The sequence below is a fragment of the Sphingomonas sp. BL-S-28 genome (genome assembly GCF_055521515.1).
The window spans coordinates 3524435-3538103 of sequence record NZ_CM145484.1 but is presented as its reverse complement, the minus strand read 5'-3'; the positions used below and the strand labels follow the sequence as shown (position 1 = coordinate 3538103).

The following is a 13669-nucleotide window of genomic DNA, read 5'->3' as shown; positions in this document are numbered from 1 at the left end:
TCGAGAGCACTGGGCCATTAAAACCGGAACCAGGCGAATTTGCCGGATGGTGTTCCGTATCGGACTGATATTTTCACGGGATTGCTCGTTTTTCTTTGAATATACCAAAAACAACATCCGATGCAGACGTAAATCTCAACAAAATGAATGAAATCGGAATAATACATAACTTGATCATCTGGCCGTTACTTGTTGCAATGCGAATATTGGGATGAAGCGCCGGGGTGACGGGAAACGCATTTCCGTCGGCACCACTGCGTTGGATCCCTGATCACCCGATGAATTGTTGAGGGATTTTTGATGGCAAGCATCGCGTCCGGTGACGGTATGGGTTTCAATCGTGCCCCGATTGAAACCAGGCGCGCGCGCCTGCTGCCCGATCCCCCGCACGTGTGGATGGTGTTCCGACGTCGGCAATGGCTGTTTGCCGCCGTCGCCTGCCTTGCCTTTTCGGCCGTCGCCGTTGCCGTGCTGCTGGCGCGACCGGTCTACATCGCCACGGCCAGCGTGCTGATCGAACCGCGCAAGGCAGACACGATCGATCTGCAATCGGTGGTGCAGGGACTTCCCGCCGATACCAACGTGGTCGATACGCAGACGCAGATCATGGCCTCGCCCGCCACGGCGCTGGCGGTGGTACGCCAGCTTCACCTCGATCGGGAACCTGGCTTCAACGGCGACGCGGGGCTGCGTGGCGGGTCAAAAGGTCCGCCCGCAGAGGGGGCGGTTTCGAACCGGAGCGCGGACCAAACAATGACTGCTGCCGAACGGCGCGCATCCGCCATCCTGCAAAAGATCGTTACGGTGCGGCGACAAGGCTTGACCTACGTGATCGATATCGCCGCCCGATCGGGCGATCCGCGACGGGCGACGAACATCGCCAATGCCTATGCGTCGCAATATATCGCGATGCAGGCCGCACACCGCGCCGGCATGACCGAACAAGCATCGCAATTCGTCACTCGCCGGGCGGAGGACCTTCGCCAGCAGGCGGTGACCGACGATGCTGCGGTGCAGAACTACATGATCGCGCATAACCTGATGAGCGCCGAAGGCGCCACCATGGCCGAGCAGGAAGCATCGCAGCTAAACCAGCAGATCACGCAGGCTCAGGCCACTTTGGCGCAAGAGCGCGGCAAGCTGGCCGCCGCCCGCGCGCAACTCAGCCGGGGCGGCGGTTCGGATATCGGGGCCGTACTTGCGTCGGAAACGATCCGGGCCCTGCGTTCGCAAGAGGCTGTCGCCAGCGCGGAAGTGGCCTCTCTGGCGTCCCATTATGGCGAAAGTCATCCGGAGATGAAACGTGGCCGCCAGAACCTGGCGGACATTCGCGGCCAGATCGATGCTGAGCAGCAACGCATCATCTCCACCCTGCAGGCCAATGTACAGGTTGCCCAGAGCGGGCTCGAATCGCTGCTGGCCAGCCGATCGCGGGCACGCGGGGCGCTGGCGACGAATGGCACCGCGCAAGTCGGCCTGCTGGAACTGCAGCGCAAGGCGGAAGCCAGCCGTGCGATCTATTCCGCTTTTCTGCAACGGGCGAAAGAAACCTCGGCGGCGGCCAACCTGCCGCAGGCGGATGCCAGCATCTCGTCGCTGGCGCGGCTGCCCGACTATCCCGCCTGGCCGAACTACCGGCTTGGGCTGGCCTTGGGTGCGGCGGCGGCGATCGCGCTTGGCCTGCTGGCGGTGGGGCTTGCCGAATATCTCGACGGCAGCATCGTGACGCGTGAGGATGTGGAGGGCCAACTGGGGGCGACGTATGCCGGTGCCCTGCCGGATCTCAAGACCTCGGTCGGACGCGAATACCGCCAGACTGCGCCGCATCTTTACATTCTGGAGCGGCCGTTCTCGATCTTTGCAGAAGCGGTGCGTGCGGCCGGTGCCGCGGTCGTTAGGCCGACCGGGCGGGGCGGCCAGGTGATCGCGGTGACGTCCGCTCTCCCGCGTGAGGGCAAGACCACCTTTTCCATCTGCCTGGCCCGGATTCTGGCGGCGGGTGGGCGCAGGGTGGTGTTGGTGGATGGAGACTTGCGGCGCCATTCGGTCACCGCCGCGCTGCTGCCCGAACTGGGTGAGGACGAACGATTGCTTTCGGTGCTCGAAGGCAAGTTGCCGCTGGACGAAGCGCTGGTCCGCGATCCGCTGGTGCCGTTGATGATCCTGCCGACGTCCGGCCCCACAGGGACCGAGGACTACCTGACCGACGAGCGTGTCCAGGCGCTATACGCCGCGCTGCGCGAACGCTTCGAAGTGGTGATTGTCGATACCGCACCAGCGCTCGGCGTCGTCGATACGCGCCGGTTGGCGACCCATGCCGATGCCACGATAATGCTATGCCGCTGGCGAAAGACCGCGATCCGGGCCGCCCAGGCCGCCATCGACATTCTCGATCAGGCCGGCGTGCGAACGCTGGCTGTCAGCCTTTCCCAGGTGAACATCCGCCAATACGCCAGTGCCGGGCACAACGATGTCTATGGCTATCAGCAGAAATTCGCCGGCTACTACGTGAGCTGATGCCGCAGAGCGTAGGGAGAAATCACATGATCGCCTTTCCCGACACGCCCGAAGCCCGGCCGATCCGGCACGCGATTGCGCAATGCCGGGGACACTTCATAAATGCCGGTCTGTTCAGCGCTTTCCTCAACGTGCTTTACCTCGCGCCGTCGATCTACATGCTTCAGGTCTACGACCGGGTCGTGCCCACGCGCGGCGTGTTGACCTTGGCGGGGCTGACGCTGATCTTCATCGTGGCGATCCTGTCGGTGGGATTGCTTGACCTGGTGCGCAGCCGGCTGCTGCTGCGGGCGAGTACCCGGCTGGATCGGCAGCTGGCAGGCCCGATTATGGCGGCGCTGCTGGAAGTTTCCGCCGAGAGAGGGGGGCAGGTCAACGCGGCGACCCTGCGGGAGTTCGACGTACTGCGGCAGACGATCACCGGTGTCGGCGTGTTGGCGCTGTTCGATGCACCCTGGGCGCCGATCTATATCCTCGTCTGCTTTCTGATCCATCCGGCCATCGGGCTTCTCTGCATCGGTGGCGCACTGGCCCTGTCGCTTTTGAGCTGGCTGAGCGAACGCAGCAGCAGCGCACCGATGAAGGAGGCGGTTCGGCGCGAACAGTCGGCCTATTCCAGTCTCGAACTCTCGTTGGGCGCGTCGGGCATGATCGGCGCGCTGGGAATGCGCGATGCCATGGTGCAGCGGCATCTGCGCGAACGGCTGGAAGCCAATGGTATGGTCAACCGCGCCGGGCTGGCAGCGACGCGCTACAGCGCGACTATCAAGGCGGCGCGCTTGCTGTTGCAATCGCTGGCGCTGGGTATGGGGGCCTTGCTGGCCATCGAACAGCAGATTTCGGGCGGCGCGATCTTCGCGTCCTCGCTCTTGATCGCGCGGGCCTTGCAGCCGATCGAACTGGTGAATGGGGCTTGGAAGAACCTGCTCCAGGCGCGGGCTGCCTATGCCCACATCGTCGAGCTGTTCGGCCAGCGCGGCGATAACCACACGGTGACCACGCTGCCCTCGCCGAGCGGCGCGATCTCAGTCGAAAATCTCGGCATCGCCGCGCCCAGCCGGGATCGGTTGCTGATCGGCGGCGTCAGTTTCGTGCTAGATCCGGGTGAGTTGCTTGGCGTGATCGGTCCAAGCGGCGCGGGAAAATCCACGCTGGCACGAGCGTTGGTAGGTATCCTCCCGCCCGCGCAAGGCGCGATACGGCTGGATGGGTCGGCCCTGCGCAACTGGCCGGAGGGGCAACTGGGGCAAGCGATCGGCTACGTTCCGCAGGAACCGGTGCTGTTTCGCGGCACGATCAAGGAAAACATCGCGCGTTTCGCCACCGAAGGCGTCGCTGCCGGCGCGCTGGACGAACGGGTGATTCAGGCCGCGCAGCTTTGCGGGGCGCATGACTTCATCGGCCGTCTGCCTCAAGGCTACGATACCGAATTGGGCTGGGCCGGCGGGGGGCTTTCCGTGGGCCAGGCCCAGCGCATCGCCTTGGCGCGTGCCCTGTTCGGCGATCCGGTGCTGGTCGTGCTGGATGAGCCCAACGCCGCACTCGATGCCGAGGGGGAGATGCGCCTGGGGCAGGCGCTGGACAGCCTCAGGCAAAAGGGCGTGACGTTGGTGGTGATCGCCCATCGCGCGGGCATCCTGCAGAGCGCGGACAAACTGCTGGTGCTGCGCGGCGGGCGCGTCGAGATATTCGGAGAGCGCAACGAAGTGGTGGCCCATCTGAACGCGCCGAAAGCGCGCGCTGCAGGGGAGGAGTCGGCGGAGGCCAATGCGCGCCCGTTCGTCGCACCGCCGGCGCATCAGGGCAATCAACCGGAAAGCGATGAGCAAAAGGACGGCAGGGGCCACGCAGCATCGCGCCCGGTCGAAACGGAGGGGATGGAGCATGGCTAGCCATGTTGCGACGATCGATGGTGGCTTGGTGCCATGGAATGCGGCTTCAGCCGCACCGCTGGAGGACGGCGAGGCGCGTGACAGCCGGCTGGGTTGGATCGTGGTAGTGCTTTTCTTCGGCGTTTTCATGGGCTTTGCCATGGTCGTCAGGCTGGATGCGGCGGCCTATGCCGATGCGACGGTCAGCGTCGCGGGCAGTCGGCAGGCGGTGCAGCACCGCGATGGCGGCGTGGTGGCGGCGCTTCATGTGCATGAGGGGCAGCATGTGAAGGCGGGTGATGTGCTGATCGAGCTGGCCGGTGCGGAAGTGGCCGCCAACGAACGGGCGGCGGCCTCGCAGGCGATCAACCTTCAGGCGGAGCGTGCTCGGCTGCTGGCGCAGCGTGCCGGCGCGCAGGCCGTGGCCGAGCCTGTGGAATTTCGCTCACTGGCGGGGGAGGACAGATTGCTGGCGGACGAGGCGATGCGCCTTCAGACCGGGTTGCTGGGCAGTCAACGGCGTTCGGTGGTGGCGCAGAAGGACGTGCTGGGCCAGCAGGCGGCACAACTGCGCGAGCGAATTTCTGGCATCGGCAACCAGTTGGTCGAAAACCGCAAGCAGAGCGCGCTGTTCGACGATCAGCTGGAAGGCATGAATCTGCTGGTCGAGAAAGGATACGCCAGCATCAACCGCGTGCGCGAGCTGGAGCGCGCCCGCGCCAATGTCGCCAGCGACCGGGCCAACCTGGCCTCATCCGGCGCTGCCGCACGCGAACAGATCGGTGAGTTGCGGATGCAGGCGCTGACGATAGACGCCAGGACGCTTCAGGACGTGTCGCAGGCTTTGCGCGAGAACGAGCAGCAGCTGGGCGAAGCATTGCCCAAGTGGCAGGCCCTGCGCCGCCAACGCGATCAGACGCTGATCCGCGCGCCGGCCACCGGGCAAGTGGTCGGGCTGAAAGTCTTCACCGTGGGCGGCGTAGTGCCCGCGGGGCAGAGCCTGATGGAGATCGTGCCCGATGCTGCGCCGCTGGTGATAGAGGCGCGCTTCAGTCCTAACGATGCCGACGATGTCCATGTCGGACAGACTGCGGAAATCCGCTTCACTACTATGCACGAGCGCGACATTCCCGTGTTCGAGGGGACGGTGACCCGCTTTTCGGCGGATAGCTTTACCGATGAGCACACCGGCGCGCGCTACTACACCGGCGAAGTTACGGTGCCGGTGGAGGCCTTGCGCGTCCTGCGGGATATCAAGGGCAGCGCGGACGGCATCAAGCCCGGCCTGCCCGCGCTGGTGCTGGTGCCGCTGAAGAAGCGCACGCTGATGCAGTATCTTGTCGAGCCGCTCAACCAGGTGCTGTGGCGCAGCGGCCGGGAGCACTGAGCGCGCCGCCGATGCACGCGGCGGCATCGCCGCTTTTCCCGACCTTGTCTGCCGTCCTCTCGCCAATCGTCCCAGGAGTGACAAGACGCGATGTTATTCGGATCGCTCGTTTTCATCTTCGCGTTCCTGCCGGTCGCGCTGCTGGGTTATCACGCCTTGCGCCTATCCGGCCGGCAGGGCGGAGCCAAGGCCTGGATGGTGGCCTGCTCGCTGGTATTCTACGGTTGGTGGGATTGGCGCTATCTGTTGCTGGTCGGCATTTCCATCATCGCCAACTTCCAGTGGAGCCGGGTCATGGAACGGCATCCGCACGGTCGCTGGATGCTGGGCGCGGGGGTTGCGGGCAACCTGTTGCTGCTGGGCTATTACAAATATGCGAACTTTTTCGTTCAGGCGGTCGATCGGCTGACCGGGCTGGAATGGCAGGTGGGGCGGATCGTGTTGCCCCTGGCGATCAGCTTCTACACTTTCCAGCAGATCGCCTATCTCGTGGAAAGCAGACGGGATGGAAAGGCGGCCGACAGCTTCGTCGATTACGCGCTTTTCGTCCTGTTCTTTCCGCACCTGATTGCGGGACCGATCACTCATCACAAGGAAATGCTGCCGCAATTCGCGGTGGCTGGCCGCGGGCGTCTGCCGGCGTCTTATGTGCGGATCGGAACCACGATCTTCGTTCTCGGCCTCGCCAAGAAAGTGCTGCTGGCGGACGGTTTCGCGCTGTTGGCGGATCCGGCGTTCAACGCGGTTCGCGACGGCGCGTTGCTCGGAACGGCGGACGCCTGGCTGGGGGCCCTGGGCTATACCTTGCAGCTCTACTTCGACTTTTCGGGATATTCGGACATGGCGATCGGCCTGGGGCTGATGTTCGGCATCCTGCTCCCGGTCAATTTCGCATCGCCGTACAAGTCCACCAGCGTGGTGGAGTTCTGGCGGCGCTGGCACATCTCGCTCTCGCGCTTTCTTCGCAATTATCTCTACATCCCGCTGGGCGGAAATCGGCACGGGACGGTGCGCCGCTATGGCAACCTCCTGGCGACGATGGCACTTGGCGGGTTGTGGCATGGGGCGAGTTGGACATTCGTGCTGTGGGGCACGCTGCATGGCCTCTATCTGATCGTCAATCACGCCTGGAACGCGGTGACGCCCCGACGATCGGGAACCGTAACGTCGCGCGCGTTGGGCTGGTGCTTGACGATGTTGGCGGTAGTGGTTGCCTGGGTGCTGTTCCGTGCGGAATCGTTCGCCGGTGCGGCATCGGTGCTGCTGAGCATGGGCGGGTGGCACGGGACGGGCACAGTGGACGGGTTCCTGTTCGCGCGGCCACTGGGTTGGGCGGCGGTGATTGCGGGATGGATCGTCGTCACCCGATTGCCAAGTGTGCTGGAACTGGCGCGCTATCCGCAATCCACGCCGGGCCTGCCGATCGAGCATGACGGCATCGTCCCCGTGCGACGTCAGACGCGGCCCTGGGCGGCGGCCGCTGCTTTGGGCGCGGTGGCGGCGCTGGCCTTCGCCCGCCTGCCCGATCCGGGCGTGTTCCTCTATTTCAACTTCTAGAGCGTCATCGCGTTGAGCGACGATGCTCTGGTCCCTTTGATTTTCGCATTTTCCGAGGCGTTGTCCGCGATCGGTCAACTTGAAAATGCTCTAGCGCGCGGAGCCTGACAGAGATGACCGGACCCGACCAGACCGGCCCCAGAACCATCCCGCTTTTCGCGATCGGGCTGGCGACATTCGTCGCCACGCTGGCGCTGATGGTGGCGCTGCCGCACAGCGACTACATTCGCTGGCAATCGGTGCAGACCGAAGCCTATGCCCGGCTGGGCTGGTCTTACGAGCGCATTCACGACGATCCTGCGCCGCTCGACATTGCGCTGATCGGCACCTCTCACACCATGAACGGGATCGATGGACTGGCAGTTGCGCAGACCATGGCGGCCAGCGGCTTGCGCGATGCCGGCGGGCGGTGTCTGACGGTAACGAACCTTGCGATCCCCAATTACGGGCGCAATCTCCACTATCTGCTGGCACGCGAGTTGCTCTCCACTCGCAAGCCGCGCGCCATCGTGCTGGAAGTGCTGGAGAACGAGACGCGCAAGGCCCATCCGCTCTATTCGCACATCGCCGGAACGGCGGACCTGATCAATGCGCCGCGCATCGGCAATGTGAACTACCTGTCGGACCTTGCGCGGCTGCCATATCGCCAGGTGGTGCTGGGGATAGAGAGCCTTGTTCCGGCCGAGTTCGGACTCAGGCCCCGTTTCGATCCCGCGAACTACGACGGATCCACCGTGGACAACACGCGCGTGGTCAATGTCAACGGTCGCGCGCTTACACCGCCGCTCGATACAGCGATCGATTCCGCCAAGCTGCAAGCGGATGCCGCCGCATTGCGAGCAGACAAGCGCCTCAATTACCTGCCGAAAGTGCTGGAAGATTACGAATACGCGATGCCCAGGCGCTATGTCGCCGCCATTCTGGACCTTGCCGATCGGCGCGGTGTGCCCGTCTATCTGCTGTACCTGCCGGGCTACGGCAAGCCGGATCGCCCCTATGACATGAGCTACTACGGCAGGCGGCCGATGTTGGCGCTGAACGATCTGCTGGCCCACCGCGACTATTGGCACGATGTCCATCACCTCAATGCCCGGGGCGCGGCCGCGGTATCCCGGCGGCTGGGGGAGGTGCTTTCGCGCCGGATGGCCGGCGCGCCGGGGCTGGGCAGGGCAGGGCAGCCGGCTTCCGCCGCCGATTGCAATTTCGGCATTGCTCAAAGGCCGATCATCGAGCCGTTGGCCGGCCGCAGGACCATCGCGTCCGCCCTGGCAGATTGAGCGTGCCGGGACGGGGCGGAAAGTTTCGTCCGAAATGGGGGGATGACGGGACCGGCCGATAATCCGTGTTAGCTTGCCAACAGAAAAGTGCCGTTGCCGGGGGGCTCGGCCGATTCAGCGCAAACCCTGCGATCGAACGCGCCGCCCATCGGTGGAAAGGATCGAATGATGACGACCTGTTGCCCGGTGAGAACCCATTGCCGATTGCCGACCTTCGCGATGGCCCCGGTAATTCTGATGGCAATCCTGATGGCAAGCGCTGTGCCGAACGGCGCGTGGGCGCAATCGGCGCCGTCGCTCGCGGCCACTTTGCCACTGGCGTCCGCACCACTGAACAGTACTGCCCCCGGCGCGGCTGCAACGGCAATCGCCCGGCGTGACGATCGGTACAAGTTGGGCGCTGGCGACAAGGTGCGGATCACAGTGTTCGGCGAAGCGGCGATGACGGGCGATTATGCCGTGGCACCGAATGGGGAGATATCGTTCCCACTGATCGGAACAGTGGACGCACGCGGCCATACGTTGGACGAAGTGGGGCAGGACATTCGCAAGCGCCTGCTGGATGGCTATCTGAACGACCCCCGCGTTGCGATAGACCTGCTGGAGTATCGCACTTTCTTCATTCTGGGCGAAGTGAACCGCCCCGGCGCCTATCCGTTCACTGCCGGCCTCACGCTGGGGCAGGCGGTGGCGACGGCGGGCGGCTACACCTATCGCGCGCGCAAGTCGAAAGTGCATGTCCGCCATGACGGTGCGCCGCAGGATCAACTCGTCTCCGTAGAGGACATCGGTGGCCTCTCGATCGAACCGGGCGACACCATCACCATTCCTGAGCGGTTCTTCTGAGCCATGGGGATCGCGCCGGCGTCGATCGACGTCATCATCGCCTGCCACGATGCCGCCGCCACGATAGTGCGGGCCATCGATTCCGCGCTGATCTGCCCGCAAGTGCGATCCGTGATCGTGGCGGACGATGCTTCGAATGACGGTACAGCCGATCTCGTGGAGCGCCACTATCGGTGCGACGCTGCGGTGATCGTGCTGCGGGCGGAATGCAATGCGGGGCCTGCCCGGGCGCGCAACCGGGCGATCGATCGGGTGGAAGCACCGTGGTTCGCGATCCTGGACAGTGACGATTTCTTTCTGCCGGAACGCTTTGAAGCCATGCCGGCGTCATGTGATTTCGATCTTTGGGCCGACAATATCCTGTTCACCGATCGGCCCGATCGGCTGACAGGCGCCGGTGCCACGGCGAAGGCTCATGCCGAAGGCGAAGTCATCGATCTTGAACGCTTTCTGCTGGGCAATCTCGGCAACTTTCTGCAGCGGCGGCATCAGCTCGGCTTTTGCAAACCGGTGTTCGGCACGGACTTTTTCCGCGCTTGCGGCGCGCGGTACGACGAGGAACTGCGGCTGGGCGAGGATTTCGTGCTGGTGCTGGGCCTCCTGATGGCCGGCGCCCGGTTCCGATTCACCCGCCGCTGCGGCTACGTGGCGATAGAGCGATCGAATTCACTCAGCGCGGTCCACAGCCTTGCCGATGTCGAGCGCCTGCTCGCCGCAGAAGAGCGCTTGTCGCGCGACTGTCCACGAGGCGATGGCGCGGAACGGGCATTCGCACGGCGGTTGCGGGAAACGCGCTGCAAGGCCAACCATATGAGGACGCTGGCGCTTCGGCAGCAGCAGGGTGTGCTTTCCGGTGTAGCGGGCGCGCTGTCGCTGCCGGGGCGGCAGGGCTGGGATGTTGCCGGGGCGATCGCCGGAGACAAGCTGCGGGCCGCGCTATTGCGGTTCGGGGTGCCGTCCGGAACTTTCGCGTATTACTTGCAGTCTCCTGGCGGCTTTGACGCATGAGCGAAAAGCGGTTGCTGGGCGGGGCGGCGGCGATGTCGATCGCTGGAATCGTCCGCGTGGGACTGCAGACGCTGGTCTTACCGATCCTTGCCCGCATACTCGGGCCACACGAATATGGATTGGTGGCCCTGGCCATGCCGATCGTCATCCTTTCCATGGTCCTGTGCGATGGCGGTCTGCCCGCGCCTTTGATGCGGCGGTCGGAAGATGATGAGAGGGTCTGGGCCACTGCGCATTGGACGATATGCGCCAGCGGATTGGGGCTGGCATTGCTGGTGGTGATGTCTGCGGTTCCCCTGGCATGGCTGTGCGGCCAGCCGGACCTGGCGCCAGTAGTGATGGCGCTGGCTTCCACGCTGGTGCTGCAAGGGCTGGGCGCCGTACCTGCCGCGCGCCTGCAAAAGGCGCAGGATTTTCGAAGTCTCAGCTTGGTGGAAATTTGCGCAACTCTGGCGAGCGTGGCGACCACTTTCGCCTTTGCACTGCACGGCGCGGGGGCATGGTCGCTGGTGGCTCAGCAACTGGCCTACTGGCTGCTGCGGATCGGCAGCGTGACGATTCTGGCGCGCTGGCGGCCCCAGCGGTATTACGATTTCAGCCTCATTGCGCAGGATCTGGCGTTCGGCTGGTCGGTGTTGAAAGTGAACCTTGTCAATTTCGCCGCACGCTCGCTCGACGTCGTGCTGCTGGGCATGGTTCGGGACAGTGTTCAGGTTGGGCTCTATGCGATGGCGCTGCAGGTCGCGCGGCTGCCGGCCAACGTCATCCTCGGGCCGTTTCAAGGCGTATTCCTGTCGCATCTCGTGCGGATCAAGGACAGCCCGGAGCAGGTGGTGGCGATGCTGGTCAAAGTTTCCACCGTGATGGCGGCGCTGGTCGGGCCGACCACCGCCTGTGCGGCCCTGATCGCGCCGGATATCTTTGCCGTGATGCTGTCTGAAAGATGGCGCGGGGCGGGGATCGTCTATGCCGCGCTCGTACCCGGCGCGGCGATTCAGGCAGTCGTCTTCCTGGTCATGCCATGCCTCGTCGCGCTTGGGCGGCCCGACCGGCAGTTACGGCAGACCATGCAACTTACTCTGCTCTGGGTGATCTTCGCGGCAGTGGGTGCGTTGGGGGGGGCGGTGGGCATCGCCGCTGGCACTGGATGCGCATACCTTATCGGCGGCCCCCTGATGGTCCTTTCGCTACGGGATGTGCTTCCCTTGCCGCAACGCACCTATCTGGGCATGGTCGTGCTGACGCTGGTTGCGGCGGCCTTTTCGATGGCCGCTCTGGCCGCATTTCGCGAGGTGTCCGGAGCGACCGGCATTCCGCTGGTTGCCGTGGGCGCTTTCTGCGCGAGCGGCGGCGCGATGCTGGCGCTTGTCCTGAACCGGTCAATCCTTGCGGCACAGCGGGACCTGGCGATGATAGCCTGATCGCCCGTGGGGGCATGGCTTGACGCGGCGGCGCTGGGAAATTTCAAGCTTTGGATAGGGATGGGGGCAGGCGCTTCCCGCTGATACGCGGCAGCGCGATGCGTTTCACAATCGGGCGCGAATCCCACTCCGCCGTCTGGCGGCCATGCGTGTACTTCGCGTTTTGTCCGAGTGGGCCGGGGCCTTTCAGGGAATTTGCCGAGCACTATTTCCCGAGCAGGTGGTAAGTATTATTGCCGATCGACTGTTGCTGCCAATTCGGATGTTATTTCTGTCCGACGATTGGTTAAGACGTGGCGATTCTGCACGCGTCATGGTGAGAGGCGGAGTTTCCATCCTGCGGCATTTTTCCTGCGTGTTGCCCTTGCTATTATCTCGCGGAGCCATGAGATCGGCGATAATGCACGGGAAACATGCGCAAAACCGGCTCGAGAGCGGGATGGAAGGGTGGTTTGCACCTGTCTGCCATTTTGTTCGAACCATGCCGAGGCGTGCTGGAACAAAGCTTTTGGCGACTGGCCCGGCGTTGGCCCCGGCAAGAATTACTGCGACCGTAAATGGATCAAAATATAACGACTTATATACTTCGGCCGACCTAATCGTCGCGTGACTGGAGAATTACGATGCTCAATGCGACGATCAAGGTCTGTCACGATACCGATGAAGATGATCGGCGCAGCCAGAATGATACGCGGATTCCCGTCGATCACGACGGAACGCTGCGCAAACCCGACGGTGAAGCGGTAGATATCCGGATAGAGAACTTCTCTTCACGGGGATTTCGCTTCGCATCGCGCCGCTGTGATCTTGAAGTTGGCACGGTGGTCAGCGTTGGCTTGGATGGTGCGGGATTGCAAAAGGCGGCCGTCGTCTGGCGGTCGGGCGCGATCTACGGATGTGAGTTTCTGACCCCGTTGCCGCGTGATCGCATGGCCAGTGCCTTCAGTCATGCCCGGGGCACGCGCGGGAAGGTGCCCGCTGGTACAAGCCAGGCGCCGGAACCGCAGGTGACGAGATGGCCGGGTTCGGTACGCCTTGCCCTTTTGCTTTCCGGCGCACTCGGCTCGTGGGCCTTGTTCTACGCCGCCGCCAGATTTTTGCTCTTCTGAGCAGGCGGACGTGGAAGGGTAGAGCCCGCGACGTGCGGGCCCTACCGAGATCCGTTCAGACGCTGACCGGCACTGACGAATAGAAATGAAAATCGTCCGTGGTCAGTAGGCTACCATTGGTTGACGTAACGTAGATGGTTTCCGAGTAGCCCGTTGCCGCATCATGCAAGGTGTACTTGTAGATCGTGCCCCGTCCATCCGGCAGGACCTGCCCACGCGGGTCGGCCGTGAATGTCGATCCCTCACCCATGCCGTAGAACACCAGATCATCGCCGCCGGCCGCGCCGGCCCCCGCGAAATCATAGACCATGTCGACAGTCGCATTATCGGCACTGAGATCCGACGCATGCCATAGGAAAGTGTCGTTGCCGCCCCCGCCCCACAGGAAGTCATTACCCTTGCCGCCCGTCAGCACGTCATGGCCGGAACTGCCGTTCAGATTGTCCTTGCCCGCTCCGCCGTCGAGTTGGCTACCTCCTGCCAGCGCCACGAGAACATCGTTGCCGGTGGTGCCGACGACGTAAAACTTGCTACCGGTGGCGTAGATATTGTCTGCCATTGTATAGCTCCATTCTGAAGTTGATCGTTCAGACCCCCTGTTCAGGTCGCTCACGATTTTGGATGGTTAACATTTTAAGATTGTTTGCTAACTGATTGAATTTGTATTCGTGTGATC

Annotated in this window: 10 protein-coding genes; 9 read left to right on the top strand and 1 reads right to left on the bottom strand. The window is 63.5% G+C overall.

From position 1 onward, the window contains the following. The first annotated feature begins 300 nt into the window (after window positions 1-300). The 9 genes from ACZ1JC_RS25195 to ACZ1JC_RS25155 all read left to right on the top strand — a co-directional run bounded on the left by ACZ1JC_RS25195 (window position 301) and on the right by ACZ1JC_RS25155 (window position 12993). Complete coding sequence (locus ACZ1JC_RS25195) at window positions 301-2517, top strand: GumC family protein (protein ID WP_465137560.1); 2217 nt, start codon at window positions 301-303, stop codon at window positions 2515-2517. A gap of 26 nt (window positions 2518-2543) precedes the next feature. Next, on the top strand, window positions 2544-4409 hold the full coding sequence (locus ACZ1JC_RS25190) for a type I secretion system permease/ATPase (RefSeq protein WP_465148430.1): 1866 nt from the start codon (window positions 2544-2546) through the stop codon (window positions 4407-4409). Continuing rightward, window positions 4402-5775 (top strand): HlyD family type I secretion periplasmic adaptor subunit, encoded by a 1374-nt coding sequence (locus ACZ1JC_RS25185; protein WP_465137562.1) that lies wholly within the window; start codon window positions 4402-4404, stop codon window positions 5773-5775. Before ACZ1JC_RS25190 ends, ACZ1JC_RS25185 begins: the two co-directional genes overlap by 8 nt. Window positions 5776-5865: 90 nt before the next feature. Then, on the top strand, window positions 5866-7332 hold the full coding sequence (locus ACZ1JC_RS25180; RefSeq protein WP_465137563.1) for an MBOAT family O-acyltransferase: 1467 nt from the start codon (window positions 5866-5868) through the stop codon (window positions 7330-7332). Window positions 7333-7445: 113 nt separating this feature from the next. After that, a complete protein-coding gene (locus tag ACZ1JC_RS25175; RefSeq protein ID WP_465137564.1) occupies window positions 7446-8609 on the top strand; it encodes a hypothetical protein in 1164 nt (387 codons plus the stop codon). Window positions 8610-8858: 249 nt separating this feature from the next. After that, on the top strand, window positions 8859-9455 hold the full coding sequence (locus ACZ1JC_RS25170; RefSeq protein ID WP_465137565.1) for a polysaccharide biosynthesis/export family protein: 597 nt from the start codon (window positions 8859-8861) through the stop codon (window positions 9453-9455). Window positions 9456-9458: 3 nt separating this feature from the next. Then, on the top strand, window positions 9459-10463 hold the full coding sequence (locus tag ACZ1JC_RS25165) for a glycosyltransferase family 2 protein (RefSeq protein ID WP_465137566.1): 1005 nt from the start codon (window positions 9459-9461) through the stop codon (window positions 10461-10463). After that, a complete protein-coding gene (locus ACZ1JC_RS25160) occupies window positions 10460-11884 on the top strand; it encodes a lipopolysaccharide biosynthesis protein (RefSeq protein WP_465137567.1) in 1425 nt (474 codons plus the stop codon). Before ACZ1JC_RS25165 ends, ACZ1JC_RS25160 begins: the two co-directional genes overlap by 4 nt. Window positions 11885-12507: 623 nt before the next feature. Continuing rightward, complete coding sequence (locus tag ACZ1JC_RS25155) at window positions 12508-12993, top strand: PilZ domain-containing protein (protein WP_465137568.1); 486 nt, start codon at window positions 12508-12510, stop codon at window positions 12991-12993. A gap of 55 nt (window positions 12994-13048) precedes the next feature. Here ACZ1JC_RS25155 and ACZ1JC_RS25150 read toward each other — a convergent pair whose 3' ends face one another. Next, window positions 13049-13552 (bottom strand): hypothetical protein, encoded by a 504-nt coding sequence (locus tag ACZ1JC_RS25150; RefSeq protein WP_465137569.1) that lies wholly within the window; start codon window positions 13550-13552, stop codon window positions 13049-13051. Window positions 13553-13669 lie beyond the last annotated feature (117 nt).

Excerpts from the sequence above, each read along its gene's own strand:
- ACZ1JC_RS25195 (WP_465137560.1), top strand. The coding sequence starts at position 301 with ATGGCAAGCATCGCGTCCGGTGACGGTATGGGTTTCAATCGTGCCCCG.
- ACZ1JC_RS25155 (WP_465137568.1), top strand. The coding sequence starts at position 12,508 with ATGCTCAATGCGACGATCAAGGTCTGTCACGATACCGATGAAGATGAT.
- ACZ1JC_RS25165 (WP_465137566.1), top strand. The coding sequence starts at position 9,459 with ATGGGGATCGCGCCGGCGTCGATCGACGTCATCATCGCCTGCCACGAT.
- ACZ1JC_RS25175 (WP_465137564.1), top strand. The coding sequence starts at position 7,446 with ATGACCGGACCCGACCAGACCGGCCCCAGAACCATCCCGCTTTTCGCG.
- ACZ1JC_RS25190 (WP_465148430.1), top strand. The coding sequence starts at position 2,544 with ATGATCGCCTTTCCCGACACGCCCGAAGCCCGGCCGATCCGGCACGCG.
- ACZ1JC_RS25160 (WP_465137567.1), top strand. The coding sequence starts at position 10,460 with ATGAGCGAAAAGCGGTTGCTGGGCGGGGCGGCGGCGATGTCGATCGCT.
- ACZ1JC_RS25170 (WP_465137565.1), top strand. The coding sequence starts at position 8,859 with ATGGCAAGCGCTGTGCCGAACGGCGCGTGGGCGCAATCGGCGCCGTCG.
- ACZ1JC_RS25150 (WP_465137569.1), bottom strand. The coding sequence starts at position 13,552 with ATGGCAGACAATATCTACGCCACCGGTAGCAAGTTTTACGTCGTCGGC.
- ACZ1JC_RS25180 (WP_465137563.1), top strand. The coding sequence starts at position 5,866 with ATGTTATTCGGATCGCTCGTTTTCATCTTCGCGTTCCTGCCGGTCGCG.
- ACZ1JC_RS25185 (WP_465137562.1), top strand. The coding sequence starts at position 4,402 with ATGGCTAGCCATGTTGCGACGATCGATGGTGGCTTGGTGCCATGGAAT.